We start from the raw sequence: 21,925 nt of genomic DNA on the forward strand, positions 1-21,925 counted from the left end.
CTCACTGATGAACCCAATGTAATAATCCAAGTTGGTCAGGTGTCCGATCGATTGTTTACTCGTCTTCTTCTTCCTTCAACCACTTGTTACCTTGCGAACGCCGCATAATTACAATTACCAGTATGCCCAATACGAGTGCCACTCCGGTGATGCTTAGTCCGCTCACTCCAGCAACTAACATAGGCAGCCACATGAGTAATGCAGCCAATGCGTGCAGATGGAATATGAATCCCAACACCTGAGAACGACGACTTTCTCCCGAGATCGGATAGATCATAATCCAGAACGATTCACCATGACTGCGACGCAGCGCACCAAGTTGTACACCTGCAAGCAACAGGAAGAACAGATACACGCCTACACCAAAGTAGCTGCCTGCTGTCCACCAGGATAGTAACATGCCCAGTACAATTAGACGTAACACAATCGAGAACACTTCAGTTCGAATAAACGTTTTGGTTATTAAGTAACGGTAAGCTTTTCCCGCGTTCCATGGAAGACCGCTCCCCAATTTGCTAAGCCAGCGACGCGAACTTACTTTCTGTCCGGATGAAGGCACATCCACGAACCAGCCGAGCGTCCGCATAACCCTGCCAGCCTGCCCCTGCTCCACCTGAATCAGACGTTCCCACGCCACCCGATGTTTCACCGGTATACGCAAGGCAACGATATAGACAACAGCCAGTAACAGCAGGAACCATACGCTGCGCTGAGGTGGTTGCCATAACCATGCGCCAACCGCCAGAACTGCCAGAGCCCAACGCAAGAGGCGATATCCTCTTGATGCCCCGACCTGAACCATTCTTAGCTCTTGCCATGCTCCATAACTGGACAGCCCTTTCCACAGCAGCAGGAATACGATGAACCAGCCAAATGGCCGTGCATCCAGATCTGCTCTGACATAGAGAGGCCACAGTGTAACAAACACAAGCAGTAGGCCCAGACTTTTATAGATGATGCCCCGGGCAAAGCTGTTCTTCAAATATTCCTGCATCCGGTATTCCTGTGGCCGCAGGAATACAATATCTGCTGGAAGCAGATATGTACGATAACTGCTAAACAGCACCAGTGGCGCCAGCAGCAGCAATGCAATCCAGCGAATCGGAAATTCCGCCGGAATGTTCTGGACAAACGATGTATACCAGGCGGAGAACGCAATGACGAGAAATAAAAAGACCATAGCTACACCGCTCTGGATCACATAACCCAGATAAGGAAGAATTCCGTTCCAGAATCCTGTGCGTCTTTGCTTCCATAGCAGCTTGAGATCCATACTCAATCCCTGCCTTGTACGAGGGAATAGAACATGTGCTCCAGCGTGGCATCCGATTCCCCGAATTGGGAGCGCAGTTCATTCAGCGTCCCTTGAGCAATAACCTGTCCACGGTGCAGTACGATAAACCGGTCACAGTAATTTTCAATCGTGGACAGAATGTGTGAACTGAGCAGGATGGATGATCCTGAAGCTTTCATCTCCAGCATAAAATCAAGCAAGGAGCGAATACCGAGCGGGTCCAGCCCCAGGAAAGGCTCATCAATGATGTACAGTGGTGGTCCGGCCACAAAAGCACACATGATCATGACCTTTTGCCGCATACCCTTGGACAGGTGAGTCGACAGACTTGTACTTTTTTCATTCATACGGAATAATTGCAGCAATTTCTCCGTACGTTGCTTGAAGTCAGCCTCTGACACATTGTACGCTCTTGCCGTAAACTCCAGGTGCTCCATTACCGTCATCTCATCATACAGTTCGGGTGATTCCGGTACAAATGCCATGGCTGATTGGTAGATCTGCGCATCCTCGTCCCGCTTCTTGCCCATCACTCGTACTTCACCCTGTTGAGGTGTCATCAAGCCGAGGATATGTTTCATGGTTGTACTTTTGCCAGCACCGTTTAAGCCGATTAGTCCAACCATCTCTCCACGTCCAACTTCCAGATCGATGCCGTGAAGGACCGGCCGTTTGGCACTATAACCTCCGCTTAACCCGCTGATTTGCAGAACAGGTGATTGAACATTTTCCATCTATCCCTGCACCCCTTTCGTCAGATTCTATTCTTCGGAGCGTGGCGTTTTGTCTTTACTCCACTTGGGTGCTCCCTTGTTTTTACGATCCTGATCGCGCTCCGTGCGTCCTGTATTGCCCGTTGGTTTGCTACCTGCTGGACGCGAATTGGAGATTGTAGCTCGGGTTCCCCCATTACGATTGCCCTGACCTGGTTTGCGATCTCTGGATTGTCCTGGTTTTCTGGAGAACGAATGTCCCTCAGGCCGCGTGTCCGGACGCGGATCAGCCTCCAGTACTTTACCGCCAAAGAGTACACGTTCTGACAGTTCGATTCCGAGTTCGCGTGCGAATTTGCGCATAATAAAGATCTGTGTTTCATCCACAATGGACAAAACAATACCCGAACGTCCCATTCGGCCTGTACGACCTGCACGGTGAACATAGTGCTCCGAGTCAAAGGCAGGGTCATAGTTAATGACCATTGGCAATCCTTCGATATCCAGTCCTCTGGCAGCCACTTCGCTGGCAATCAGCAACTGAAGTTTGCCATTACGGAAGGCAGACAATACGTTACTGCGGGTCACTTTGTCAGCATCTCCATACAGCGCAGCAGCGGACAAGCCCAGATGATTCATTTTTGCTTCAACTTCACCAATATCTTCGGTTGCATTCACAAATACGATTGCCCGATCCGGATTGTACTGTCTAACCAGACGACGCAGCATGTCAATTTTGTTCCGGTTTTCTTCTACAAAATAATAATGCTCAAGGCCCGCAGCTGTAGCTCGATCCGGTTCAATTCCGATCTGAACAGGCTCTTTCATCTCACGCTTTGCGAGTCCAGCTGTATGCTCATCAATGGTTGCTGACAGGAAGATCAGCTGACGGTCCCGCAATGCGCTCTTGAGTACAAAGTTCACGTCACTTACACCGCCAAGCTGGAACACTTGGTCCGCTTCGTCGATAACAATCGTAGAGACGTTGTGCATTTTCAGTTTTTTGAGTGTAATCAATTCCTTCAGTCGTCCCGGTGTACCCACAACTAATTGCGGATGCTCACGTAACTTCTCGATCTGACGTTTAGCCGCTGCGCCACCAATCAGACCCAATACGCCGATCTTACGTTCTTCCGCATAACGCTGCGCTTCACGTACAATTTGCATCGCAAGTTCTTGCGTAGGTGCAATAATGAGTTTCTGCGTGCCTTTGATATCCATTTTGATGGATTGTAACAGTGGCAACAGATATGCCAGCGTTTTTCCTGTTCCTGTCTGGGATTTGGATACGACATCCCGGCCTTCCAAAATAACCGGGATCGTCTGAGCCTGTACAGGTGAAGGTTCGTGAATGCCATGTTTCGCCAAAACGGCCTCCAGATCCTGTTCCACGCCAATTGAAGCAAATGTTTGATTCGTCATGTATGTCCATCCTTTTAATTTATTCATTTTGATGCTAGCCCTGCTTGTATTTACTAAAACCGAAGCCTGTCATCACATTACCTTTCATTATATGCGAAAAAAGCCCGTGTACCAAATCTTATTCCAGAATTGTATGTATACACGCCAAAAAAAAGAAAAGCCCCTCGGCGGAGCCTTTCTTTCATTCCGTATATGATGCCTCTTATCACATTTACTTCTGATTCATTACACCGTGCGACAATCGATCTGCAAGACGAGGAAATAGCTGGTACAGCCATATGCCAGCAGAAGCAAGTCTTGGCAGATTCACTTCTTCCTTGCGCTTTTTCATCGCCCGAATCATATGACCCGCAACGTCTTCCGGTTTCAACATCATCCAACGTACATTATTCACATAATTGCCAGATGGGTCAGCCCGTTGGAAAAATGGTGTATCAATCGGACCTGGATTAATCGTTGTCACCATGACGCCAGTCTTGCGAAGCTCTTGACGCAGCGCATTGCTAAATCCGAGTACAGCGTGTTTCGTAGCTGTATAGGAAGCGGATTTGGCCGTACCGATTTTGCCAGCCATGGAGGCCACGTTCACAATCTGACCTTTGCCCCGTTCCAGCATTTGTGGAAGCACTGCTTTGGTGCAGCGGACAATGCCCATGTAATTAACGTCCATCATCTCATCGAATTCCTGTACAGACATCTCTGTCATCGCTGCGAATTTCCCGTAACCTGCGTTGTTCAGCAAAATGTCGATTCGTCCGTATTTATGCAATATCGCATCCACAGCTGCCTGAACCTGCTCACTATCCGTAACATCAAGTGTGAGTAATTCATGCTGCCCTTTCAGCGAGGCACCAATCTCTTCCAGCTTGTCCCGCGAACGGGCAGTCAGAATCGGGATGGCTCCTTCTTCTATCAGCATCTGCGCACACAGCGCACCGATACCACTCGATGCACCTGTGATAAACACTACCTGATCTTTCAGCATCCGTGATGTCCTCCCGTATTGAACACATATTGCCTCTTGAGGCGTATGGTTCTATTCTACGAGATCATGACCTGAATATCCATCTCACCAATGCCGTCCATCAACAAAGGAATGCTCAGTGCTTTCGTTGCACTAAATGTAGTCAGATGTTCGGACTTCATCACTTGTGGAGGTGTAATATCGACAACAACACCTTGGTTTGACAGGATGGTGCTGGCATTACCACTGATCATATTACCCAGTTCCGAAATCGCACTTTTGCTCATTTCATCCATTTCTGTAATGACAAAACCACCCATCATCGCAGATACAATTTTCAATGCAACTTGTTCATTGATTCCAAATACAATGTTTCCGCTAAGTTGTCCGGTCATTCCGATCACGATCCAGACATGGTCTGCAATGTACTCTACATTTTTCACGCCAAGACTCCCGGTGGAAGGCGAAACCTGGATGAGCTGTTCAAATACGTTCCGTGCCGATTCCAGGAAAGGATTAATCACTTCCGCTTTCACTGTCTATGTCCCCCTCACACTGGGTTATTGGTCACACACCAAAAGTCCCATATTCATTAAATTTATTATACTTTATCACGTACAAGAATTCATTAAGAATTCGTTAAATCATGTGTACTATAATTTATCGTCATCCGTGGGGCAAATGTTTATAGCTGATTCTAGCGAATAAACAGAGCTTTTTACTTCTTTTGAAGAAAGCTTTTCGTTCATTGTGCGTGGCAAAAGGCATTTAGGACTTTATTACTGCTTCTCACAACTGTTAAAAAAATCAAATTCTTGTATTCGCGTTTTTTTCACAGCCTCTTGAACTACTTTTGATCATGACAATTGCCTTCATTGCTCTGCTGTCCTGAATCACCTATAATTTAAGATAACGGAACAATAACCAGTTACGGGATTTCGTCGGACCAAACACTACATAATCAAGATACTTTGCCTGCAAGGAGGTCACCTATGAACATAAGCCAACTGGAGACACTAATTACCATTTCCAAAACGATGAGCTTCCGCAAAGCGGGAGAACTTCTGAACCTGACCCAGCCTGCCGTCTCTGCCCAGATCAAAAGTCTGGAGGACGAATTCAGCACCGTTCTTGTGGACCGGAACCAACCCGTTACCCTTACAGACCGTGGACAGGTATTTCTGGAGCACGCTGAACGGATGCTCGACATCGTCGATGAGTTGAAACAAAAATTGTCCGATCTTGATGAAACGCCTCAGGGACGTATCGTGTTAGGCACAACAACTTCCATTGCTATTCAGATCTTGCCAAGGGTGTTATCCTATTTCCAAGATCAATTCCCGCTGATCAAAACCAGTATTCAATCCCTTCCTTCATCACAGATCTATACCCAGGTCGAAAATGGTCTGGTTGATATTGGTATCGGTTATCTCACGGAGCGTAATCCCAACCTGAATACATCTGTGCTGTACTATGACACATTTGAACTCGTGGTATCTCCTTCCCATCCGCTGGCTAAGAAAAAACATGCTGCAGTGGATGTGCTCCGGAGTACACCATTGATTCTGCTGTCCCCTGATACAGTAGGCCGACGGTTTACGGAAACCATCTTCAAGAAACATAATATTGAACCTAATATTGTAATGGAATTATCCAGCAGCGAAGAAGTGAAACGGATGGTCGAGATTGATCTCGGAGCAGCTGTCATCTCCAAACAATCTGTTGCGCATGAGTTGCGTCAAGGTACATTGCGTATGATACCCTTAAGTGAGCTGGAGGTCAGTCACCCTGTTGGTGTCATCTATAAGTCCAGTCGTTACCTCAACTCAGCGATGCAGCAATTTATAAGTGACCTCAAAGGCATGCCGGAAACCCAATTCATCAGTTCAGAATGACAATGAGCCATGAGAAAGGAAGGATTCCATATGAAATTTGATCTTCATACACATCATTTTCGTTGTGGTCACGCAGACGGCAACATCCGCGATTATATAGAGGCAGGTATTAAGGCAGGACTTCAGGCCATCGGTATCTCGGATCATACGCCATACTTTGGCAGTGAGCTTGAGCAGGCATTTCCCCGGATCGCAATGGGTAAGTCTGAATTGCAGCATTATGTGAAAGAAGTCCTTGCTTTGAAAGAAGAGTACGCTGGTAAAATCGATGTGCTGCTCGGCATTGAATCCGACTACTTCCCTGCTTATGCAGAATTGTACCGTACCACACTGGGACAGTATCCTTTTGACTATATTATTGGTTCAGTTCATCATACTGAGGATGTAAGTATCTTCAACAAAACCCGATGGAACGGACTGAGCACTGCTCGCAAAGTTGAAGTGAAAGAAAGCTATTATTCATTGATCCGGCAATCGGCTCGCAGCGGTATGTTCCAGATCCTTGGACACATTGATGCGATGAAAGGAAACTATCCACCTTTCTCCGAAATTATCGCTGATCAGGCCATTGATGAAACGTTGCAGGTCATTGCAAAATCCAACGTAGCGATTGAAATTAACACATCTGGCAAAACCAAACTCAGCGGTGGATGGTACCCGTCAGATGCCATTCTGGAACGGGCCCATCATTATGGAGTGAAGGTGACATTTGGATCGGACGCTCATAAACCACAGCGGGTGGCAGACGAGCTGGATGACGTTCGTACACGTCTCAAGGAGATCGGATTCACCGACTGGGTATACTTCAAGCAGAAACAGATGCAGGTTGTGTCACTGTAAAATAGAGCATACACAAAGCCCCCTACAGCGCGTTTGTTCACGCCGTGGGGGGCTTTGTAGTACCCTATATCAGCAAAGAAACTATAATAAGTTACACTACATATTTCACGATAACGGAGGGGACAGAAATAACTAGAAGAAACGAAGTGTTCGCCTAAAAGCTTTCTGAAAGAAAGCTGCATCGGAAGCATACGCTATCAACAGATTTTCCCTTTTCAAAAGGGAATCAAAAAATCTGGGGATAACAGCGATCGGAAGGTTATTTTGTCATCGGAGTGACTGTGGTAAAAATTCAAAAAAAATGAACCCGCTCGCGCGGGTCCCAACAGCATTATCTATTATCAAAAAGGGGGTCATGAGATAAGTTTACCCCCTGTCTGTTAGAGTTCAATTGCAGCTATATTTCAATTGTGTAACAAATGATTGAAGTTCGATTCATTCACGTTTGACTACTCTTACTCTATGTCATTGCGGCTTGTCAGATACCAGGGTTTGCAGGTCTTTTTCCTGAAGCGGGCGGGCGTATTGTTCCCGGTACATACTGTACACTTTAACATCCATCAGGGATTCTGATCCCTCGTCATCCTCATCATGCAGTCCGAACGAGGGAAGACTCCGCTCATAGGACATCCCTATTTTGCTTAACACCCGTTGTGAAGATACATTGGCCTCATAACAACGTGCTTCCACCCTCCCCAGATGAAGATCGTCAAATCCAAACTGCAGCAGCCGCTGTACCGCCTCGGTAGCCACCCCCCTGCCCCAACAGGACCTGTTCAGGATATAACCAATCTGTGCGGTACCATTCTGATCATTCCAGTGCTGGAATGAGGTGATCCCAATCACTTGTTCCTTGCCTCTCCAGCAGATCCCATAATGTAACGAATCCAGCTTGGCGCTGCTGCTCCGTATCTGGTTCAATAACCGTCTCGCCCTGATTGGCGTGGGCTGGCTTCCCCTATTCACATATCTTATGACTTGAGGATCGGAAAAGAGTTCCGATAATGTGCTGTAATCACTTTGACGTAATGATCGCAGGACAAGACGCTCTGTCCACAAAGCCGGCAGACCTTGAACCAGCATTTTTCGGGTAAGCATGACAATCGCTCCTTTTGCCTAAACGGGCTCTAGTCCGGTAAGACAAGCATGCTCTGATGATGATCCGGCGTAATACCATTTGAACTGATCCACGAACTTTAGTATTCGCATTTTAGTATTAATATATTGCATCATTCAATTCCTCACGCTAAAAGGCCCAGATGCTGATTACTCCTGCAACCCGCGATAGATACCCGTACGAATCTCACGAATATAGAAATCCAATGCAGGAACATTCGCCGACTGTGCAACCTGTACTTCTCGCTCAATATCATAAGGCACCCGCACAAATTGTACATTGAAGGGGGTATTGTTATCGTTGCTGTCTTCACCCTCCAGAATACAGTAGGAAGCTTGGGGAAGATCGAGTGGATTACCAACACTGCCTGCATTAAACAGTAACTTGCCGTTCATATACTGCAAGTATGCGTTATGCACATCCCCATAACCTACAACATCTGCAACACCTTGCTCAGGCTCATCAGCCGGAGGATCAAACATTGCCAACCTCTTTTCCATCGCGTCCCACGGCTGTACACGATGGTATACACTTTGAGGTGAAGCATGGACCAGACGGATGGTGCGACCGCTCAGTTGAAAATGATGACTGAAGGGTAGGCCCGCCAAGTACGCCAATCGTTCCTCACCCAGCCGTTCTGCTTGCCACGTGAAATTTTCGTTGTCTTGGTTAACCGCAACCAGTTCATCCCAATTGCCACGGATGACAAGTTCGCACGTTGCTCTCACCTGATCCACAACCTTTACCGGTTCTGGCCCCTTGCCCACGAGGTCACCAAGACAAAAGATTCGCTCCACGCTACGACTTCGGATATCTTTTAACACTGCTTCCCAGGCAGTCATGTTGCCATGAATGTCGGATACAATCGCAATTCGTTCCATCTGGATAACCTCCATTCATGTTGAATCCTTTATGTTTTTATATTCATCTTATATACTTTTATGTGGTTGATCCTTTAAGCTCAAACACCGTTAATTCTGGTCTGCACAGAAAACGAATGGGCAGTTGAGTCATGCCAAAACCACGATTCACATACACAGGCATCTGAGTCTGGGTGGTGTAATATACCCCCTGGACATCCGTGTAATACAACCCTTGAACATACTTGTGTGAACCTCGCGGAGTTGTCAGTGCCCCGATCCAGGGAAAATGTACCTGTCCACCATGGCTATGACCGGAAAGTTGTAATCCGAAACCATAGGGAGTGGCAATGTCGGCATAATCCGGTTCATGCATAAGTAACAATTTCCACACATCATGATCCAATCCCTTGATGGCTTGGGCAGGATCAGGCCTGCCTGTAAGTGCGTCATCCAGGCCAGCTATGGCCAGACGTTCGCCCCCTTGTTCAATCACCACATGTTCGTTCCGTAACAAAGTGAATCCGGCTTCACGGAACATGGCTGTCACTTCATTCTGCTGTCCGCCCCGATAATCATGATTCCCCAAAACCGCAAATTTGCCATACTTTGCTTGCATGGAGGCGAGTACCGGAATACATTCATGCATCGGCTCTGCTTCCCTCTCGACGATGTCTCCGGTAAAACAAATCAAGTCCGGTTGCTGCTCCTCAATCGTTGCTGCCAGCTTCTTCAGCTCTTTCACCCCGGTATGAAAACCAAGATGGGCATCGCTGAACTGAACGACACGCAAACCGTCAAATGCCTTTGGAAACTTCGGAAGTTTCAGCTCCACTTGCTTGATCTCCAGACGACGCGGTTCCCATAACCAGGCATAACCACCTGTAAGCAAACTGGCACCCGCTGTCATCAAAACCATGCGCAATAAGAAACTTCGGCGAGAGGGATCATGATCCTTTTCTTCCCCAGGAAACACAGACTCTTCTGCATCTGGTGCTTTGTACGAGCGCTGGGACGGCGAGTTGTTGCTGCCCTGACGCGGTGTCTCTGCCATATCTCCCCCTCCTTCTACGCTCTTAATCCATCCCCTTAGTATACCATATTCTGCATGGGTAGCCCGGTTCCTCTGCTTCATTACAAAAAGAAGCCGTGATCTCCGGCATGTTGCTGCACGGGATCACGACTTCTTCTAAGTTGCAGATTACACTTCTGCACATGTTATGACGAGATTATACACCCAACCAGCGTTTGAACATATGCTTGGTCGTTTGTTTGTTCATTTCGGCAATGGAGGTTGTCAGTGGAATGCCTTTTGGACAGGATTGCACGCAGTTCTGTGAGTTACCACAGCCCTCAATGCCTCCGTCTTCCATCAACGCTTCCAGGCGATCATCGGCATTCATCTCCCCTGTTGGGTGAGCATTAAACAGGCGCACTTGGGACAGTGCTGCTGGACCGATAAAGTCTGTTTTCTCATTGACGTTCGGGCATGCCTCCAGACATACACCACATGTCATACATTTGGACAGCTCATATGCCCACTGACGCTTCTTCTCAGGCATCCGTGGACCTGGACCGAGGTCATAGGTACCATCGATCGGAATCCATGCTTTTACGCGTTTCAGGGCGCTAAACATCCGGCTACGGTCGATGACCAGGTCACGCACCACCGGGAATGTCTTCATCGGTTCGATGCGAACGGGCTGTTCGAGCTTGTCGATCAGGGCTGCACATGCTTGACGTGGCTTGCCGTTGATGACCATGGAGCAGGCACCGCAGACTTCTTCGAGACAGTTGGAATCCCAGCACACGGGAGCAATGGATTTGCCATCTGTATTGACCGGGTTCCGCTGAATCTCCATCAGGGCGCTGATCACATTCATGTTGGGACGGTACGGAAGCTCAAATTCTTCGTTGTACGAAGATGACTCCGGGCTATCCTGACGGGTGATGATAAACTTGACGGTTTTGTTGGCTGTAGCTTGTTCCGCCATATCGTTGTCCCCTCCTCTGGTGACGATGATTGTATTGCTGATGCGCAAAATGTTTTGGTGCACGGCAGACGCTTCGTCAGCGGAATGCCCCTCTGATCGCTGTTATCCCCGGATTTTTTTGATCAACCCTTCTCAGGGTTAAAATCCGGTGATAAAGGCGAGCGCTTCGCTTCTTCTGGGCATTTCCGCTTCCTCCGCTACGTCGTGCACTGGGTCACTTTGCTGGAAACTGCACTCCATTCATGCTGGAGGCAGTATTGAAGTGCTGAAGCATCGCTAGGCGCTTGCTTCTTCTGGGCATTTCCCTCACGTTGATGGCAGTAACTTTGAAGAAGCTCTGCTTCTCCAAAGTTGTCCTGCCTCTCCGTTCAGGTGCTTAATATTTAACCTTATAAATAAATCCGTGATATTTAATCCTTGGAGTAGTCCCGGATACGTGGTGGGATCAAGGATACGTCTACTGGCTCGTACGAGATTTTCGGACCTTCTTTAGACCAGCTTGCGATAGTCGTTTTCAGGAACTCTTCGTCATTACGTTCCGTGAATTCCGGTTTGTAATGGGCGCCACGGCTTTCGTTACGCAGCAGTGCGCCGAGAGTCATTGCTTCTGCCAATTCAATCATGTTCCACAGTTGACGGGTAAACGCTGCACCCGGATTGTTCCAACCGGAGCTATCGTACATGTTGATTTTGCCATAACGCTCTTTCAATTCCTTGATCTTGCCAATCGTGGCTTCAAGCTTGTCGTTGTAGCGTACAACCGTCATGTTGGCTGTCATCCACTCGCCAAGCTCTTTATGAATGACATAGGCATTTTCCGTGCCCTGCATTTTCAAGATACCTTCGTATTTGTCGCTTTGTTGCTTGGTGTGTTTCTCGAATACAGAAGATGGGATATCAGCAGACGATTTTTTAAGTCCTTTGATATATTCAGCCGCTTTTGGTCCAGCCACCATACCACCATAGATCGCAGATACCAATGAGTTTGCACCCAGACGGTTCGCACCATGGTATTGATATTCACATTCACCAGCTGCGAACAGCCCCGGAATGTTAGTCATTTGGTTGTAATCTACCCACATACCGCCCATGGAATAATGGACTGCCGGGAAGATTTTCATTGGGATTTTACGCGGGTCATCACCCATGAACTTCTCATAGATCTCAATGATTCCGCCGAGTTTAACATCCAGTTCCTTCGGATCTTTATGAGACAGGTCGAGATAAACCATGTTCTCACCGTTCACACCCAGCCCCATATCCACGCAGACGCTGAAGATTTCACGAGTCGCGATATCACGTGGAACCAGGTTACCGTAGGATGGATATTTTTCTTCAAGGAAGTACCAAGGTTTTCCGTCTTTGTACGTCCAGATCCGTCCACCTTCACCACGCGCGGATTCAGACATGAGACGCAGCTTGTCATCCCCTGGAATGGCTGTTGGGTGAATCTGAATGAACTCCCCGTTTGCATAATTTACACCTTGCTGATACACGGCACTTGCCGCTGTACCTGTGTTAATTACAGAGTTGGTCGTTTTACCGAAGATGATCCCCGGACCACCACTCGCCAGAATAACCGCTTCTGCCGGGAAGGTCTGTACCTTCATCGTTTTCAGATCCTGAGCTACGATCCCGCGACATACGCCTTCATCATCCAAAACCGCCTGCAGGAACTCCCAGTTCTCATATTTCGTAACCAGGCCCGCTGCTTCCCAGCGACGTACCTGCTCGTCTAATGCATAGAGCAATTGTTGTCCTGTTGTCGCTCCGGCAAACGCTGTACGGTGATGCTTCGTTCCCCCGAAACGACGGAAATCAAGCAAACCTTCCGGTGTCCGGTTGAACATTACGCCCATACGGTCCATCAGGTGAATGATGCCAGGTGCTGCTTCGCACATCGCTTTAACTGGAGGTTGGTTCGCGAGGAAATCACCGCCGTATACCGTATCGTCAAAGTGTACCCATGGGGAGTCACCCTCACCCTTGGTATTTACCGCCCCGTTAATGCCGCCTTGTGCGCATACAGAGTGGGATCGTTTAACAGGAACCAGTGAAAATAAATGAACATGGACTCCGGCTTCAGCCGATTTGATCGCCGCCATCAATCCCGCGAGACCGCCGCCCACAATAATTACATTCGTTGATGCCATTGCTGTTCACTCCCTTATAAGTCAGCATTTAAATCGATAAATGCTTAAATTAGAACTGTTTTTACTACATCAACCATCGAAGTTACTGCTTGGAAATCCAGGCTCCGGAAAGCGAACAACGAAGCAATAAACATAATGGAAATAATACCAAACAAACTCATGCATACGTAAGAGGACACACGCTGCGCACGCGGACCCACGGTAATCCCCCAGCTAACGAGAAACGACCACAGACCGTTGGCAAAGTGATAGGATGCCGCAACCACACTGATCAGATATAGAATAAATGTTACCGGGTTCATCACGATCTCATGAATGACACCACCAAGTTCTTCGTGGGTGACTGTACCCAACGCAACCTGCACCCGAGTCTCCCATACGTGCCAGATTACGAATACAAACGTAATGACACCACTGACCCGCTGCAACGTGTAACGCCAGTTGCGCTCATTGCCATAACGGCCCACGTTAGGCTTGGCCTGATAAGCAATATACAGACCATATACACCGTGATAGAACAACGGTAACCAGATGAGGAGCGTTTCCAAAACAATAACCAGTGGCAGACTGTTCAAGAATGCAACAGCACCGTCAAAAGCCTCTTTGCCGCCTTCAACTGCCGAGAAGTTCGTCACCAAATGCTCAACAAAAAACAAACTGAGCGGAATGACGCCAAGCAAGGAGTGCAGCTTTCTGGAGTAAAACCCTTTCATAAAATGTCGATCCCCTTTCGCTAAATACAACGTTTTCATAAATGATTTCACTTATCATGACACGAATCCTTTTCCATGAAAAGGTTCGACAAATTGTTCCGTTTTCCCCAGGTGTGAACAACTTGTGTCACGATTCATGTTACTCCTTTTTTTCTTATAAGGGAATTGCAATATAATTATTAAATGTTATACCCTATAGGTATAAGCAGTGAAACATTGGGTTTACAGGCCATACAACATGGAAAACGATTAAGCAAGGGCAAGAATCACATTCATGGAAAAGAGGTTATTGTTCATGTTTGAGGAGTTAGATGCATTTGCAGCGGTCGTGGAGCAGTCCAGCCTGAACCGTGCATCCAAGTTACTGAACTTGTCCCAACCCGCACTCTCACGGAAAATTGCCAAATTGGAGGATGAACTCGGGGTTGCCCTGTTCCACCGCCGTGGCAAACGGCTGGAGTTAACCAGTGTGGGCCAGTTCGCCTATACCTACGCTGTAGAACAGAAGCAGCAGCAACAGAAGTTCCTCACCATGCTGGCCCAGTATAAAGACGAAGAACAAAGCACCATTACACTCGGAGCCAGTCTGACGACGCTTCAAACTACGTTACCACCTCTCGTCAATGCCTTTATGGAGAAACATCCAAATGCCGAACTGAAACTGTTGACGGGTAAAACACATGAGATTGTCTCGTTTGTGCGTGACAAAAAAGCCGATGTGGGCATTGTCGCCTCCTCCATCAGCGAAGTGGGGCTTAACTGTGTGCCGCTCTTTGACGATCACCTGGAGCTGGTTGTGCCGCTCACACACCCCTTGTCCGGTAAGGAAGCCGGGATGGAGCATTTGCAGGATCTGCCGATGATCACGTTCTCCAAAGGCACCTGGTACCGCAAATTAACGGACGACCTCTTCCAGCGCTGTGCCGTGATGCCGGATATTCGCATGGAGATTGATTCCTTTGAAGCAATCATCCGACTTCTGCCTTCTGCCAAAGCTGCTGCTCTATTGCCCAAGTCATATCTTCGTCCACAATTGCTCGCTGACAATGATCTTGTTTCTGTTCATTTGCCTCAATTACAGCAAACCCGCAGAACAACTTGCATGATTTATGGGGAAAAAGAGGACCTCAGCGAGACCTCCAGACAATGGGTCAAGGAGACGGCTGCACTCTTTACAGCAAAGGCGCCATTGCCCTCACGGAGGACTACGACGCCTTAGCTTTGATCTGAATCAGCCAGGCTCTGACGCCTGGCTTCCATATTTAACTCATCTTAATTATCAGCTCTCTTGGCTGATAACCTCTTCTTCAAATCGGTCGATATCTGCATTATTACCAATAATGACCATGATATCCCCCATTTGAAGCGAATCCAGTGCCGTCGGAGCGATAATGACCCCGGCTTCTTTCTGTAACGCTACAATGCTGCAACCAAAACGTACGCGTGCATTCAGGGTTGAAAGTGTTTTGTTGTGCAGACAGGCGGGAACCTTCATCTCGACAATACTGTAATCATTGGATAATTCAATGTAATCCAGCAAGTTCGGGGTAACCAGCTGGTGGGCAACCCGAATGCCCATATCCCGCTCAGGATAAACGACACGATCAATCCCCAGTTTATCCAATGCTCGTCCGTGAAGGACGGATATGGCCTTGGCCACGACCGTCTTGACGCCCAGCTCTTTTAACAGAATCGCGGTGAGAATGCTCGTCTGAATATCATCTCCGATGGCTACGATACCACAATCAAAATTGCGAATACCCAGAGAGCGCAACACTTCCTCATCTGTGGCATCCGCTACAACGGCATGGGTGACCAATTCACTCATGTCTTCGACGACTTCTTCATTTTTATCGATTCCAAGCACCTCGTAGCCGAGTTCCATTAATTCCTGTGCCAGACTGGAGCCAAACCGCCCAAGCCCAATCACCGCAAACTGCTGTGTTTTCATTGTTCTTCACGAACTCCTTATCCAAATCAATTTCATAACTCACTAAAATAGATTTATCCAATAATCATTTTGCCTTCCGGATACCTGTATAACTCTTTACCCTTTTTCTGCCCAAGTGCATACGCTAATGTGATCGGTCCAAGCCTTCCTGCAAACATCGTAAAACAGATCAGGAGCTTGCCCAATGTAGTCAGCTTCAGCGTTAGTCCGAGCGATAATCCCACGGTACCAAAGGCTGATGTCGTTTCAAATAAGATCATCATAAAACTGGCGTCTTCTGTGGTGCTCAGTGCCATCGTTACAGCTATGATGAACAAAAGCGCCAGCAATGTAATGGTAAGCGCCTTGAAAATCCGTTCCTGTACAAGCCGATAGCGGAAAAACACGATATCTTCACGTCCACGCATCATGGCGATGACCGCTCCAGCCATAATCATAAATGTCGTTGTTTTGATCCCGCCACCGGTAGAGCCCGGTGAAGCACCAATAAACATCAGAATGATCATAAAGAACTGTGTTGCCTGTCTGAGTCCGGCAATATCTACCGTATTGGCTCCTGCTGTTCGTGGCGTAATGGACTGGAAGAATGAACCGAGAATTTTGCCACCCCAGTTCAGGCCACCCAGTGTCCGCGGATTGCTGAATTCAAATACGAAAATGACAAGTGCACCAAACACAATCAACAATCCAGTCGTTAACAGTACAACTTTGGAGTGCAAAGACAGCTTCCGCGTTTTGCGGTAATCCACCAGGTCTGACAACACCACAAAACCGATACCGCCAGAGACAATCAGGAACATCGCTGTAAAATTAACCAATGGGTCATACACATAACCGGTCAGACTGCGGAATTCCCCAAACATATCAAAGCCCGCATTGTTGAACAAAGAGATCGCATGCCAATAGCCATAATAGATCGCCTGTCCGACTGGCATGTCGAACGACCAGCGGATGGCAAACAGTGTGCCACATATGCCTTCGATAATAAGTGAGTAGATCACAACTTTCCGAATCAGCCGGACGATGCCCTCCATCGTGCTCTGGTTCATCGCTTCCTGTAGAATCAACCGCTCTCTAAGCGAGATCCGCCGTTTGAACGCAATGGCAACCAATGTGGACATTGTCATGAAGCCCAGTCCGCCAATCTGAATCAGAATCGCGATCACAACCTGACCAAGCACCGAGAAATGAGTCCCTGTATCAACCACAACCAAACCAGTGACACAAACAGCCGAAGTTGCTGTAAAGAGCGCATCAATAAATGCAAGACTGTCACCGTTACGGTTGGATGCCGGAAGCATTAACAACAGTGTGCCTACCAATATGATGCCAGCAAACCCTAACACAAGAATACGGGGTGGCGATAAACGCATCCATTGAACATTCAGTTTCACTTGAGTATCTTCCACCTATTCTAAAATGAAAATAACTCCACACCCGTGGAGCTTTCTTCATTTGAAATGCTGTTGCCAAACGTTAAACAAGTATGATTCAGATTAAAACGACATATATAATGAAGTTGGAATATATTCTATTCGTTCCCTTGTTGGGCAAAAGACATGCGAATCATTGCACATTTGCTTCAAAATTATAAGCGCTGCGACGTTTGTAGACAAAACGTTTTTTGTGTAAATAGCATCGAATTCAGCCAAAAAGGGAAGAACTCAGATATGGCGACGGATGGATCAGATTCTTTCGGTCCTTTTCATTCATTTTCAAGGATTTGCACCTGTTTTCGTTGCATCATTGGCATTCGGTGCTTGGCCTGTGCTATGTTAACTTTAATATCCATATTAGTGCGTGTTCAAAAAGGGCGGTTTTCAGTACCAAGAAGATGGGATAAAGTTAGAAATGGAGTAGCGGAGCGTAGATAGAGCTGCGTGAGCAACCGCAATGTTTCCGAAGGAAACATACTTCGTAAGCCTCTACTTATTTCGGCTGAATTCCATATTCGATGCTGATGATGCCGTTAGGCACCCTTCGTAATCAAAAGCGGACTTTTTGAACAACCTCTATTAAATAAGGAGGAACAACATTACATGAATCCCTTAGGGCAGCCTTTGCAACTCAAGGCTAACTTCAAGCGGCTGGGGTTGCTTGCGGCGATTGGCCTGATTCTATTTTTTGTATTTCAGATCTTTCCTGCTACCTCATCACAAACGACAGAAATTCCGTCCACGTCCTTCATAACCAAGGAGCAGGCGGCGCAATCCGCACGATCATTCGCAGCTTCTGTGAATGACTATTCACTGCCAAATGATGATGAAAAAACTCTGGTAACCTACCAGACACATTCCGATATCTACGGGTATATGGCCAAAACCAAACAACTTGATACCTATAACCAGAAATGGGAAACAAGCTATCCTTACGATGTATTCCGCGTTCGTTTGCCTGATCAGGACAAAGGCGGATATCTTAATGTTGACGTACATATGAAAACAGGAAAAGTGGTCGGCTTCAAACGGGAACTGCCTTCTTCCCTCTATACCGCCATTGAGGCGGAGCAGGTTAGTGGACGAGTGACCACATCGCAAGTACTTGCTGAAGGCAATATATCTCTGGACGAGAAACAACAGCTCGCTGCTGGCGTTCTGACCGAATTCGGTTATGAAGTACCGGCACTTCAACTGGATACTCGCGATGGTGAAGCGGGACTGAAGTATGTGGACTCTGAAAAAGCCATTGGAGACTCCAAGCTTGAACTGAATTTTACCTTTGAAGAGGGTGCGGTACGCTCGTTCGATCCTGGCTTCTCGGTTCCTGAATCCCATACTGATTATGTGAAAGTTCAAACGCGTCAAGCCAATTGGATGACTTATGGTGGCTATGCATTCCTGACCTTTGTACTGGGCGTGCTGGCAATCATCTATAGCATTCTGACCCGAGCACATACATCTTTCAAACGCGGGATCATTCTCTCACTGGTGTATTTCGCAGCTTCGGTAATTGGTACGCTGAACATGATTCCACTCTTTCAGGCACAAGGGCTCTCCAGCTTCATGTTAGCGTTCCTGATGTTAATGCAGACGGGTATTACACTGGTCATGAGTGCAACCATCTATCTGTCCCTTGTTGCCGGTGACGGCATGTGGCGTAAAATAGGTCTAAACCCATGGCCTCGTGCCAAAGAACCAGGATATGGAAAATATGTACTTCACAGCATGTATGCTGGTTACCTGTGGGCATTCATTCTACTGGGTGTGCAATCCATCCTGTTCTTCATTCTGGAGCGAAGCATTGGCACATGGTCAACAACGTCAGCAGATCAATCTACATTTAATATGACCTATGCCTGGCTCTTCCCAATCATGGCCTGGATGGCCGGTATTGGTGAAGAAACTGTTTATCGACTGTTTGGCATTCGCATGATGCAAAAGATTGTGCGTAACACGTTTATTGCCTGTCTGATTCCAACCATCATTTGGGCACTTGGACACACATTGTATCCGATCTATCCAGTAATCACCCGTCCCATTGAGCTGTTGGTGATTGGATTGCTATTCAGTCTGATCATGCTGCGTCACGGCTTCATTGCCGTTGTATTCGCCCATGTGATCTTCGACAGCTTGCTGATGGGACTCAGCCTGGTCTTTATGGGCGATGCTCTGAATATGGCTGCCGGACTCTTCTGGATTATACTGCCGGCCATTGTTGGGTATCTGGTCTACAAATTCAATCCAAAACAAAAAGAGAAGCCGTATGTTACGACTCCTCATCCCGAAGTGCTGCAATAATCTGATTTGCCAACTTGTCACCAATAGATAGAGGCCGGAAGTCTTCGACGCTGGCCTCTTTTATTTTGCGCAAAGAGCCAAAATGCTTCAACAGCAGTTTACGCCGCTTCTCTCCGATCCCCGGAATGGCATCCAAACGTGATGTCACCATCGATTTGCCACGCTGTTCCCGGTGGAACGAGATCGCAAAACGGTGGACCTCTTCCTGTATCCGCTGCAACAGGTAGAATTCCTGACTATCCCGAGGCAGGGAGATGACTTCCGGTGGATTGCCAATCATCAACTGTGAAGTCTTATGCTTCGCATCCTTCACCAGACCACATACCGGAATAAACAGCCCCAGCTCATTTTCCAAAATATCAACCGCAGCCGAGATCTGTCCTTTACCACCATCGACCACAATCAGGTCAGGCTGGGGCAGATTTTCTTTTAATACCCGCTCGTAACGGCGACGGATGACTTCTCTCATCGTTTCATAATCATCCGGTCCTTCAACCGAACGGACCTTGTATTTCCGATATTCCTTCTTATCCGGTTTACCATCGGTAAATACGATCATGGCAGATACCGGGTTTGTACCCTGGATGTTCGAGTTATCAAACGCTTCAATACGGTGAAGCTGATCCAAACCAATAAAACGTCCCAGTCCTTCGGCAGCTTTGGATGTACGTTCTTCATTTCGCTCAATCAAACGGAACTTCTCTTCCAATGCCACACGTGCGTTATCCACGGCCATGGTGATCATCTGGCGTTTCAATCCACGTTGCGGGATGAGCACTTTGATCTCCAACCACTCTTGTAAAGCAGCGGCAACCTGAGTTGGGTCTTCCAGACCTGCTGGGAGCTTTTCAGTTGAATCAGTTGAGTCCATTGTTGGAGCATCCTCTTGCATACTGTCAGGTTGTTCACCTTCTGCCTCAGTGGAACCTCCGTAAGCTGCACGAGTCTCAGCAACCAATGGCTGGGAAGCGTTACTGTGCTCCACTTGTCCCGCCTGCTCAAACTCTACCGTAACTGCGGCAGGTACCGATCCATCATCAACAGATACCATATCCAAACTGTCGTTATCCGTTGCAAGATCCTTGGGCATTTCCGGCAACAAAATTTCTTGTGGCAATGCCGGATTATCGCTGTAATATTGCGTTACATAGGACATGAAGTCACTGTACGCCTCACCGTAGAACGGGAAGGTAGATACGTGACGTTCAATCATTTTACCCTGACGCATATATAGGATCTGGACACACATCCAGCCTTTATCAATGGCAAAACCAAATACATCACGGTCTCTGGCATCGGCCATCGTAATTTTCTGTTTTTCCATCATCGCATCGATGGCGATTACCTGGTCGCGCAGCTCCTTGGCACGTTCAAAATAAAGATCCTCCGCAGCCTCTTGCATCTTACGCTGCAAATCCTTCTTGATCTCTTCGTGACCACCGCTCAGAAATGAACCAATCTCTTGGGAAATCTGGTCGTACTGCTCCTTCTCCACTTCCTTCACACAAGGGGCGAGACACTGTCCCATGTGATAGTACAGGCACACTTCTTTGGGCATTACACCACATTTGCGCAGTGGATACATGCGGTCGAGCAGTTTTTTCGTTTGATGTGCCGCATATGAGTTCGGATAAGGTCCGAAATATTTGGCTTTATCTTTCAGCACACGCCGGGTTACTTCCAACCGGGGGTGCTTTTCATTTGTAATTTTAAGATATGGGAATGTCTTGTCATCCTTGAGCAACACGTTATACCGCGGCATATGTTTCTTGATCAGGTTACACTCCAGAATGAGTGCTTCCATGTTACTGCCTGTCACGATATATTCAAAATCACGAATTTCAGACACCAGTCGCTGAGTCTTTCCGTTATGACTGCCGATAAAATAAGAGCGTACGCGGTTTTTCAGCACTTTAGCCTTACCTACATAGATAATGGTGCCTTCACTGTTCTTCATCAGGTAACATCCAGACATATCTGGCAACAAAGCGAGCTTGTGACGAATCTGCTCCAATGCCTTCTCCTGATCCTGCAAATCATTCATGAATTGATCCATAATTCGGTGAATCCTCCTTCCCGAAAAAAGTATAAATAAAAGGTTACACTAAGCCATTCTGATTACAATACCGTCTTCCAATCCGTTATTGGATTGTCTCTGAGTCACCTTTTTTTATAAGAAGAAACTAAAGATAATTCACACTGACACTACGATGACAGAACAACCTTCCAATCCCTGTTATCCCCAGATTTTTTTCATTCCCTTTTCTCAAGG

Annotated in this window: 18 protein-coding genes; 4 read left to right on the forward strand and 14 right to left on the reverse strand. The window is 47.3% G+C overall.

The genetic code is table 11. The features are described from left to right. Window positions 1–55 precede the first annotated feature (55 nt). The 5 genes from J2X75_RS20920 to J2X75_RS20940 all read right to left on the reverse strand — a co-directional run bounded on the left by J2X75_RS20920 (window position 56) and on the right by J2X75_RS20940 (window position 4,929). Entirely contained in the window at window positions 56–1,273 is a 1,218-nt protein-coding gene (locus tag J2X75_RS20920) for an ABC transporter permease (protein ID WP_310339735.1), read from the reverse strand. Between the two features lie 2 nt (window positions 1,274–1,275). Next, window positions 1,276–2,028 carry an ABC transporter ATP-binding protein gene (locus J2X75_RS20925; protein ID WP_091020857.1) on the reverse strand — a complete coding sequence of 251 codons (753 nt, stop codon included), beginning with the start codon at window positions 2,026–2,028 and terminating at the stop codon, window positions 1,276–1,278. Window positions 2,029–2,055: 27 nt separating this feature from the next. Further along, entirely contained in the window at window positions 2,056–3,429 is a 1,374-nt protein-coding gene (locus J2X75_RS20930; RefSeq protein WP_310339738.1) for a DEAD/DEAH box helicase, read from the reverse strand. Window positions 3,430–3,640: 211 nt separating this feature from the next. Next, window positions 3,641–4,414 (reverse strand): SDR family NAD(P)-dependent oxidoreductase, encoded by a 774-nt coding sequence (locus tag J2X75_RS20935; protein ID WP_310339740.1) that lies wholly within the window; start codon window positions 4,412–4,414, stop codon window positions 3,641–3,643. 56 nt (window positions 4,415–4,470) lie between these two features. Beyond that, entirely contained in the window at window positions 4,471–4,929 is a 459-nt protein-coding gene (locus J2X75_RS20940; RefSeq protein ID WP_036605799.1) for a chemotaxis protein CheX, read from the reverse strand. 456 nt (window positions 4,930–5,385) lie between these two features. Between J2X75_RS20940 and J2X75_RS20945 the strand changes: the two genes are divergently transcribed. After that, window positions 5,386–6,288 (forward strand): LysR family transcriptional regulator, encoded by a 903-nt coding sequence (locus J2X75_RS20945; protein ID WP_036605798.1) that lies wholly within the window; start codon window positions 5,386–5,388, stop codon window positions 6,286–6,288. A gap of 30 nt (window positions 6,289–6,318) precedes the next feature. Next, window positions 6,319–7,128 carry a histidinol-phosphatase gene (locus J2X75_RS20950; RefSeq protein WP_310339745.1) on the forward strand — a complete coding sequence of 270 codons (810 nt, stop codon included), beginning with the start codon at window positions 6,319–6,321 and terminating at the stop codon, window positions 7,126–7,128. Window positions 7,129–7,593: 465 nt separating this feature from the next. Here J2X75_RS20950 and J2X75_RS20955 read toward each other — a convergent pair whose 3' ends face one another. The 6 genes from J2X75_RS20955 to J2X75_RS20980 all read right to left on the reverse strand — a co-directional run bounded on the left by J2X75_RS20955 (window position 7,594) and on the right by J2X75_RS20980 (window position 13,965). Next, window positions 7,594–8,226, reverse strand: coding sequence for a GNAT family N-acetyltransferase (locus tag J2X75_RS20955; RefSeq protein ID WP_310339747.1), 633 nt, complete (start codon window positions 8,224–8,226; stop codon window positions 7,594–7,596). A gap of 168 nt (window positions 8,227–8,394) precedes the next feature. Beyond that, a complete protein-coding gene (locus J2X75_RS20960; RefSeq protein WP_310339749.1) occupies window positions 8,395–9,126 on the reverse strand; it encodes a metallophosphoesterase family protein in 732 nt (243 codons plus the stop codon). A 58-nt stretch (window positions 9,127–9,184) separates the two neighbouring features. Then, window positions 9,185–10,159 carry a metallophosphoesterase gene (locus J2X75_RS20965; protein ID WP_310339751.1) on the reverse strand — a complete coding sequence of 325 codons (975 nt, stop codon included), beginning with the start codon at window positions 10,157–10,159 and terminating at the stop codon, window positions 9,185–9,187. Window positions 10,160–10,334: 175 nt separating this feature from the next. After that, on the reverse strand, window positions 10,335–11,099 hold the full coding sequence (sdhB, locus tag J2X75_RS20970) for a succinate dehydrogenase iron-sulfur subunit (RefSeq protein ID WP_036605794.1): 765 nt from the start codon (window positions 11,097–11,099) through the stop codon (window positions 10,335–10,337). Between the two features lie 410 nt (window positions 11,100–11,509). Then, on the reverse strand, window positions 11,510–13,252 hold the full coding sequence (sdhA, locus tag J2X75_RS20975; RefSeq protein ID WP_215075709.1) for a succinate dehydrogenase flavoprotein subunit: 1,743 nt from the start codon (window positions 13,250–13,252) through the stop codon (window positions 11,510–11,512). Window positions 13,253–13,296: 44 nt separating this feature from the next. After that, complete coding sequence (locus tag J2X75_RS20980) at window positions 13,297–13,965, reverse strand: succinate dehydrogenase cytochrome b558 subunit (protein WP_310339756.1); 669 nt, start codon at window positions 13,963–13,965, stop codon at window positions 13,297–13,299. A gap of 295 nt (window positions 13,966–14,260) precedes the next feature. Between J2X75_RS20980 and J2X75_RS20985 the strand changes: the two genes are divergently transcribed. Then, the gene (locus tag J2X75_RS20985; protein WP_307542361.1) at window positions 14,261–15,184 is read left to right on the forward strand and encodes a LysR family transcriptional regulator; all 924 of its coding nucleotides are present in this window, start codon (window positions 14,261–14,263) and stop codon (window positions 15,182–15,184) included. Between the two features lie 60 nt (window positions 15,185–15,244). On the opposite strand, the gene J2X75_RS20990 is transcribed toward J2X75_RS20985, so the two are convergent. Together J2X75_RS20990 and J2X75_RS20995 are read right to left on the reverse strand one after the other, a co-directional pair. Further along, a complete protein-coding gene (locus J2X75_RS20990; protein WP_091020848.1) occupies window positions 15,245–15,916 on the reverse strand; it encodes a potassium channel family protein in 672 nt (223 codons plus the stop codon). A gap of 53 nt (window positions 15,917–15,969) precedes the next feature. Continuing rightward, complete coding sequence (locus J2X75_RS20995; protein WP_076211309.1) at window positions 15,970–17,289, reverse strand: TrkH family potassium uptake protein; 1,320 nt, start codon at window positions 17,287–17,289, stop codon at window positions 15,970–15,972. Between the two features lie 666 nt (window positions 17,290–17,955). Between J2X75_RS20995 and J2X75_RS21000 the strand changes: the two genes are divergently transcribed. Next, complete coding sequence (locus J2X75_RS21000; protein ID WP_310339760.1) at window positions 17,956–19,653, forward strand: CPBP family intramembrane glutamic endopeptidase; 1,698 nt, start codon at window positions 17,956–17,958, stop codon at window positions 19,651–19,653. Here J2X75_RS21000 and uvrC read toward each other — a convergent pair. After that, entirely contained in the window at window positions 19,622–21,709 is a 2,088-nt protein-coding gene (uvrC, locus tag J2X75_RS21005) for an excinuclease ABC subunit UvrC (RefSeq protein ID WP_310339762.1), read from the reverse strand. The two genes, J2X75_RS21000 and uvrC, sit on opposite strands and share 32 nt — an antisense overlap. Between the last annotated feature and the right edge of the window lie 216 nt (window positions 21,710–21,925).

The sequence above is a fragment of the Paenibacillus sp. 2003 genome (genome assembly GCF_031455635.1).
Taxonomy (GTDB): Bacteria; Bacillota; Bacilli; order Paenibacillales; family Paenibacillaceae; genus Paenibacillus; species Paenibacillus amylolyticus_B.

Coding starts and splice junctions, on each gene's coding strand:
- J2X75_RS20920 (WP_310339735.1), bottom strand. CDS start 1,273: ATGGATCTCAAGCTGCTATGGAAGCAAAGACGCACAGGATTCTGGAAC.
- J2X75_RS20925 (WP_091020857.1), bottom strand. CDS start 2,028: ATGGAAAATGTTCAATCACCTGTTCTGCAAATCAGCGGGTTAAGCGGA.
- J2X75_RS20930 (WP_310339738.1), bottom strand. CDS start 3,429: ATGACGAATCAAACATTTGCTTCAATTGGCGTGGAACAGGATCTGGAG.
- J2X75_RS20935 (WP_310339740.1), bottom strand. CDS start 4,414: ATGCTGAAAGATCAGGTAGTGTTTATCACAGGTGCATCGAGTGGTATC.
- J2X75_RS20945 (WP_036605798.1), top strand. CDS start 5,386: ATGAACATAAGCCAACTGGAGACACTAATTACCATTTCCAAAACGATG.
- J2X75_RS20950 (WP_310339745.1), top strand. CDS start 6,319: ATGAAATTTGATCTTCATACACATCATTTTCGTTGTGGTCACGCAGAC.
- J2X75_RS20955 (WP_310339747.1), bottom strand. CDS start 8,226: ATGCTTACCCGAAAAATGCTGGTTCAAGGTCTGCCGGCTTTGTGGACA.
- J2X75_RS20960 (WP_310339749.1), bottom strand. CDS start 9,126: ATGGAACGAATTGCGATTGTATCCGACATTCATGGCAACATGACTGCC.
- J2X75_RS20965 (WP_310339751.1), bottom strand. CDS start 10,159: ATGGCAGAGACACCGCGTCAGGGCAGCAACAACTCGCCGTCCCAGCGC.
- sdhB (WP_036605794.1), bottom strand. CDS start 11,099: ATGGCGGAACAAGCTACAGCCAACAAAACCGTCAAGTTTATCATCACC.
- sdhA (WP_215075709.1), bottom strand. CDS start 13,252: ATGGCATCAACGAATGTAATTATTGTGGGCGGCGGTCTCGCGGGATTG.
- J2X75_RS20980 (WP_310339756.1), bottom strand. CDS start 13,965: ATGAAAGGGTTTTACTCCAGAAAGCTGCACTCCTTGCTTGGCGTCATT.
- J2X75_RS20985 (WP_307542361.1), top strand. CDS start 14,261: ATGTTTGAGGAGTTAGATGCATTTGCAGCGGTCGTGGAGCAGTCCAGC.
- J2X75_RS20990 (WP_091020848.1), bottom strand. CDS start 15,916: ATGAAAACACAGCAGTTTGCGGTGATTGGGCTTGGGCGGTTTGGCTCC.
- J2X75_RS20995 (WP_076211309.1), bottom strand. CDS start 17,289: ATGCGTTTATCGCCACCCCGTATTCTTGTGTTAGGGTTTGCTGGCATC.
- J2X75_RS21000 (WP_310339760.1), top strand. CDS start 17,956: ATGAATCCCTTAGGGCAGCCTTTGCAACTCAAGGCTAACTTCAAGCGG.
- uvrC (WP_310339762.1), bottom strand. CDS start 21,709: ATGGATCAATTCATGAATGATTTGCAGGATCAGGAGAAGGCATTGGAG.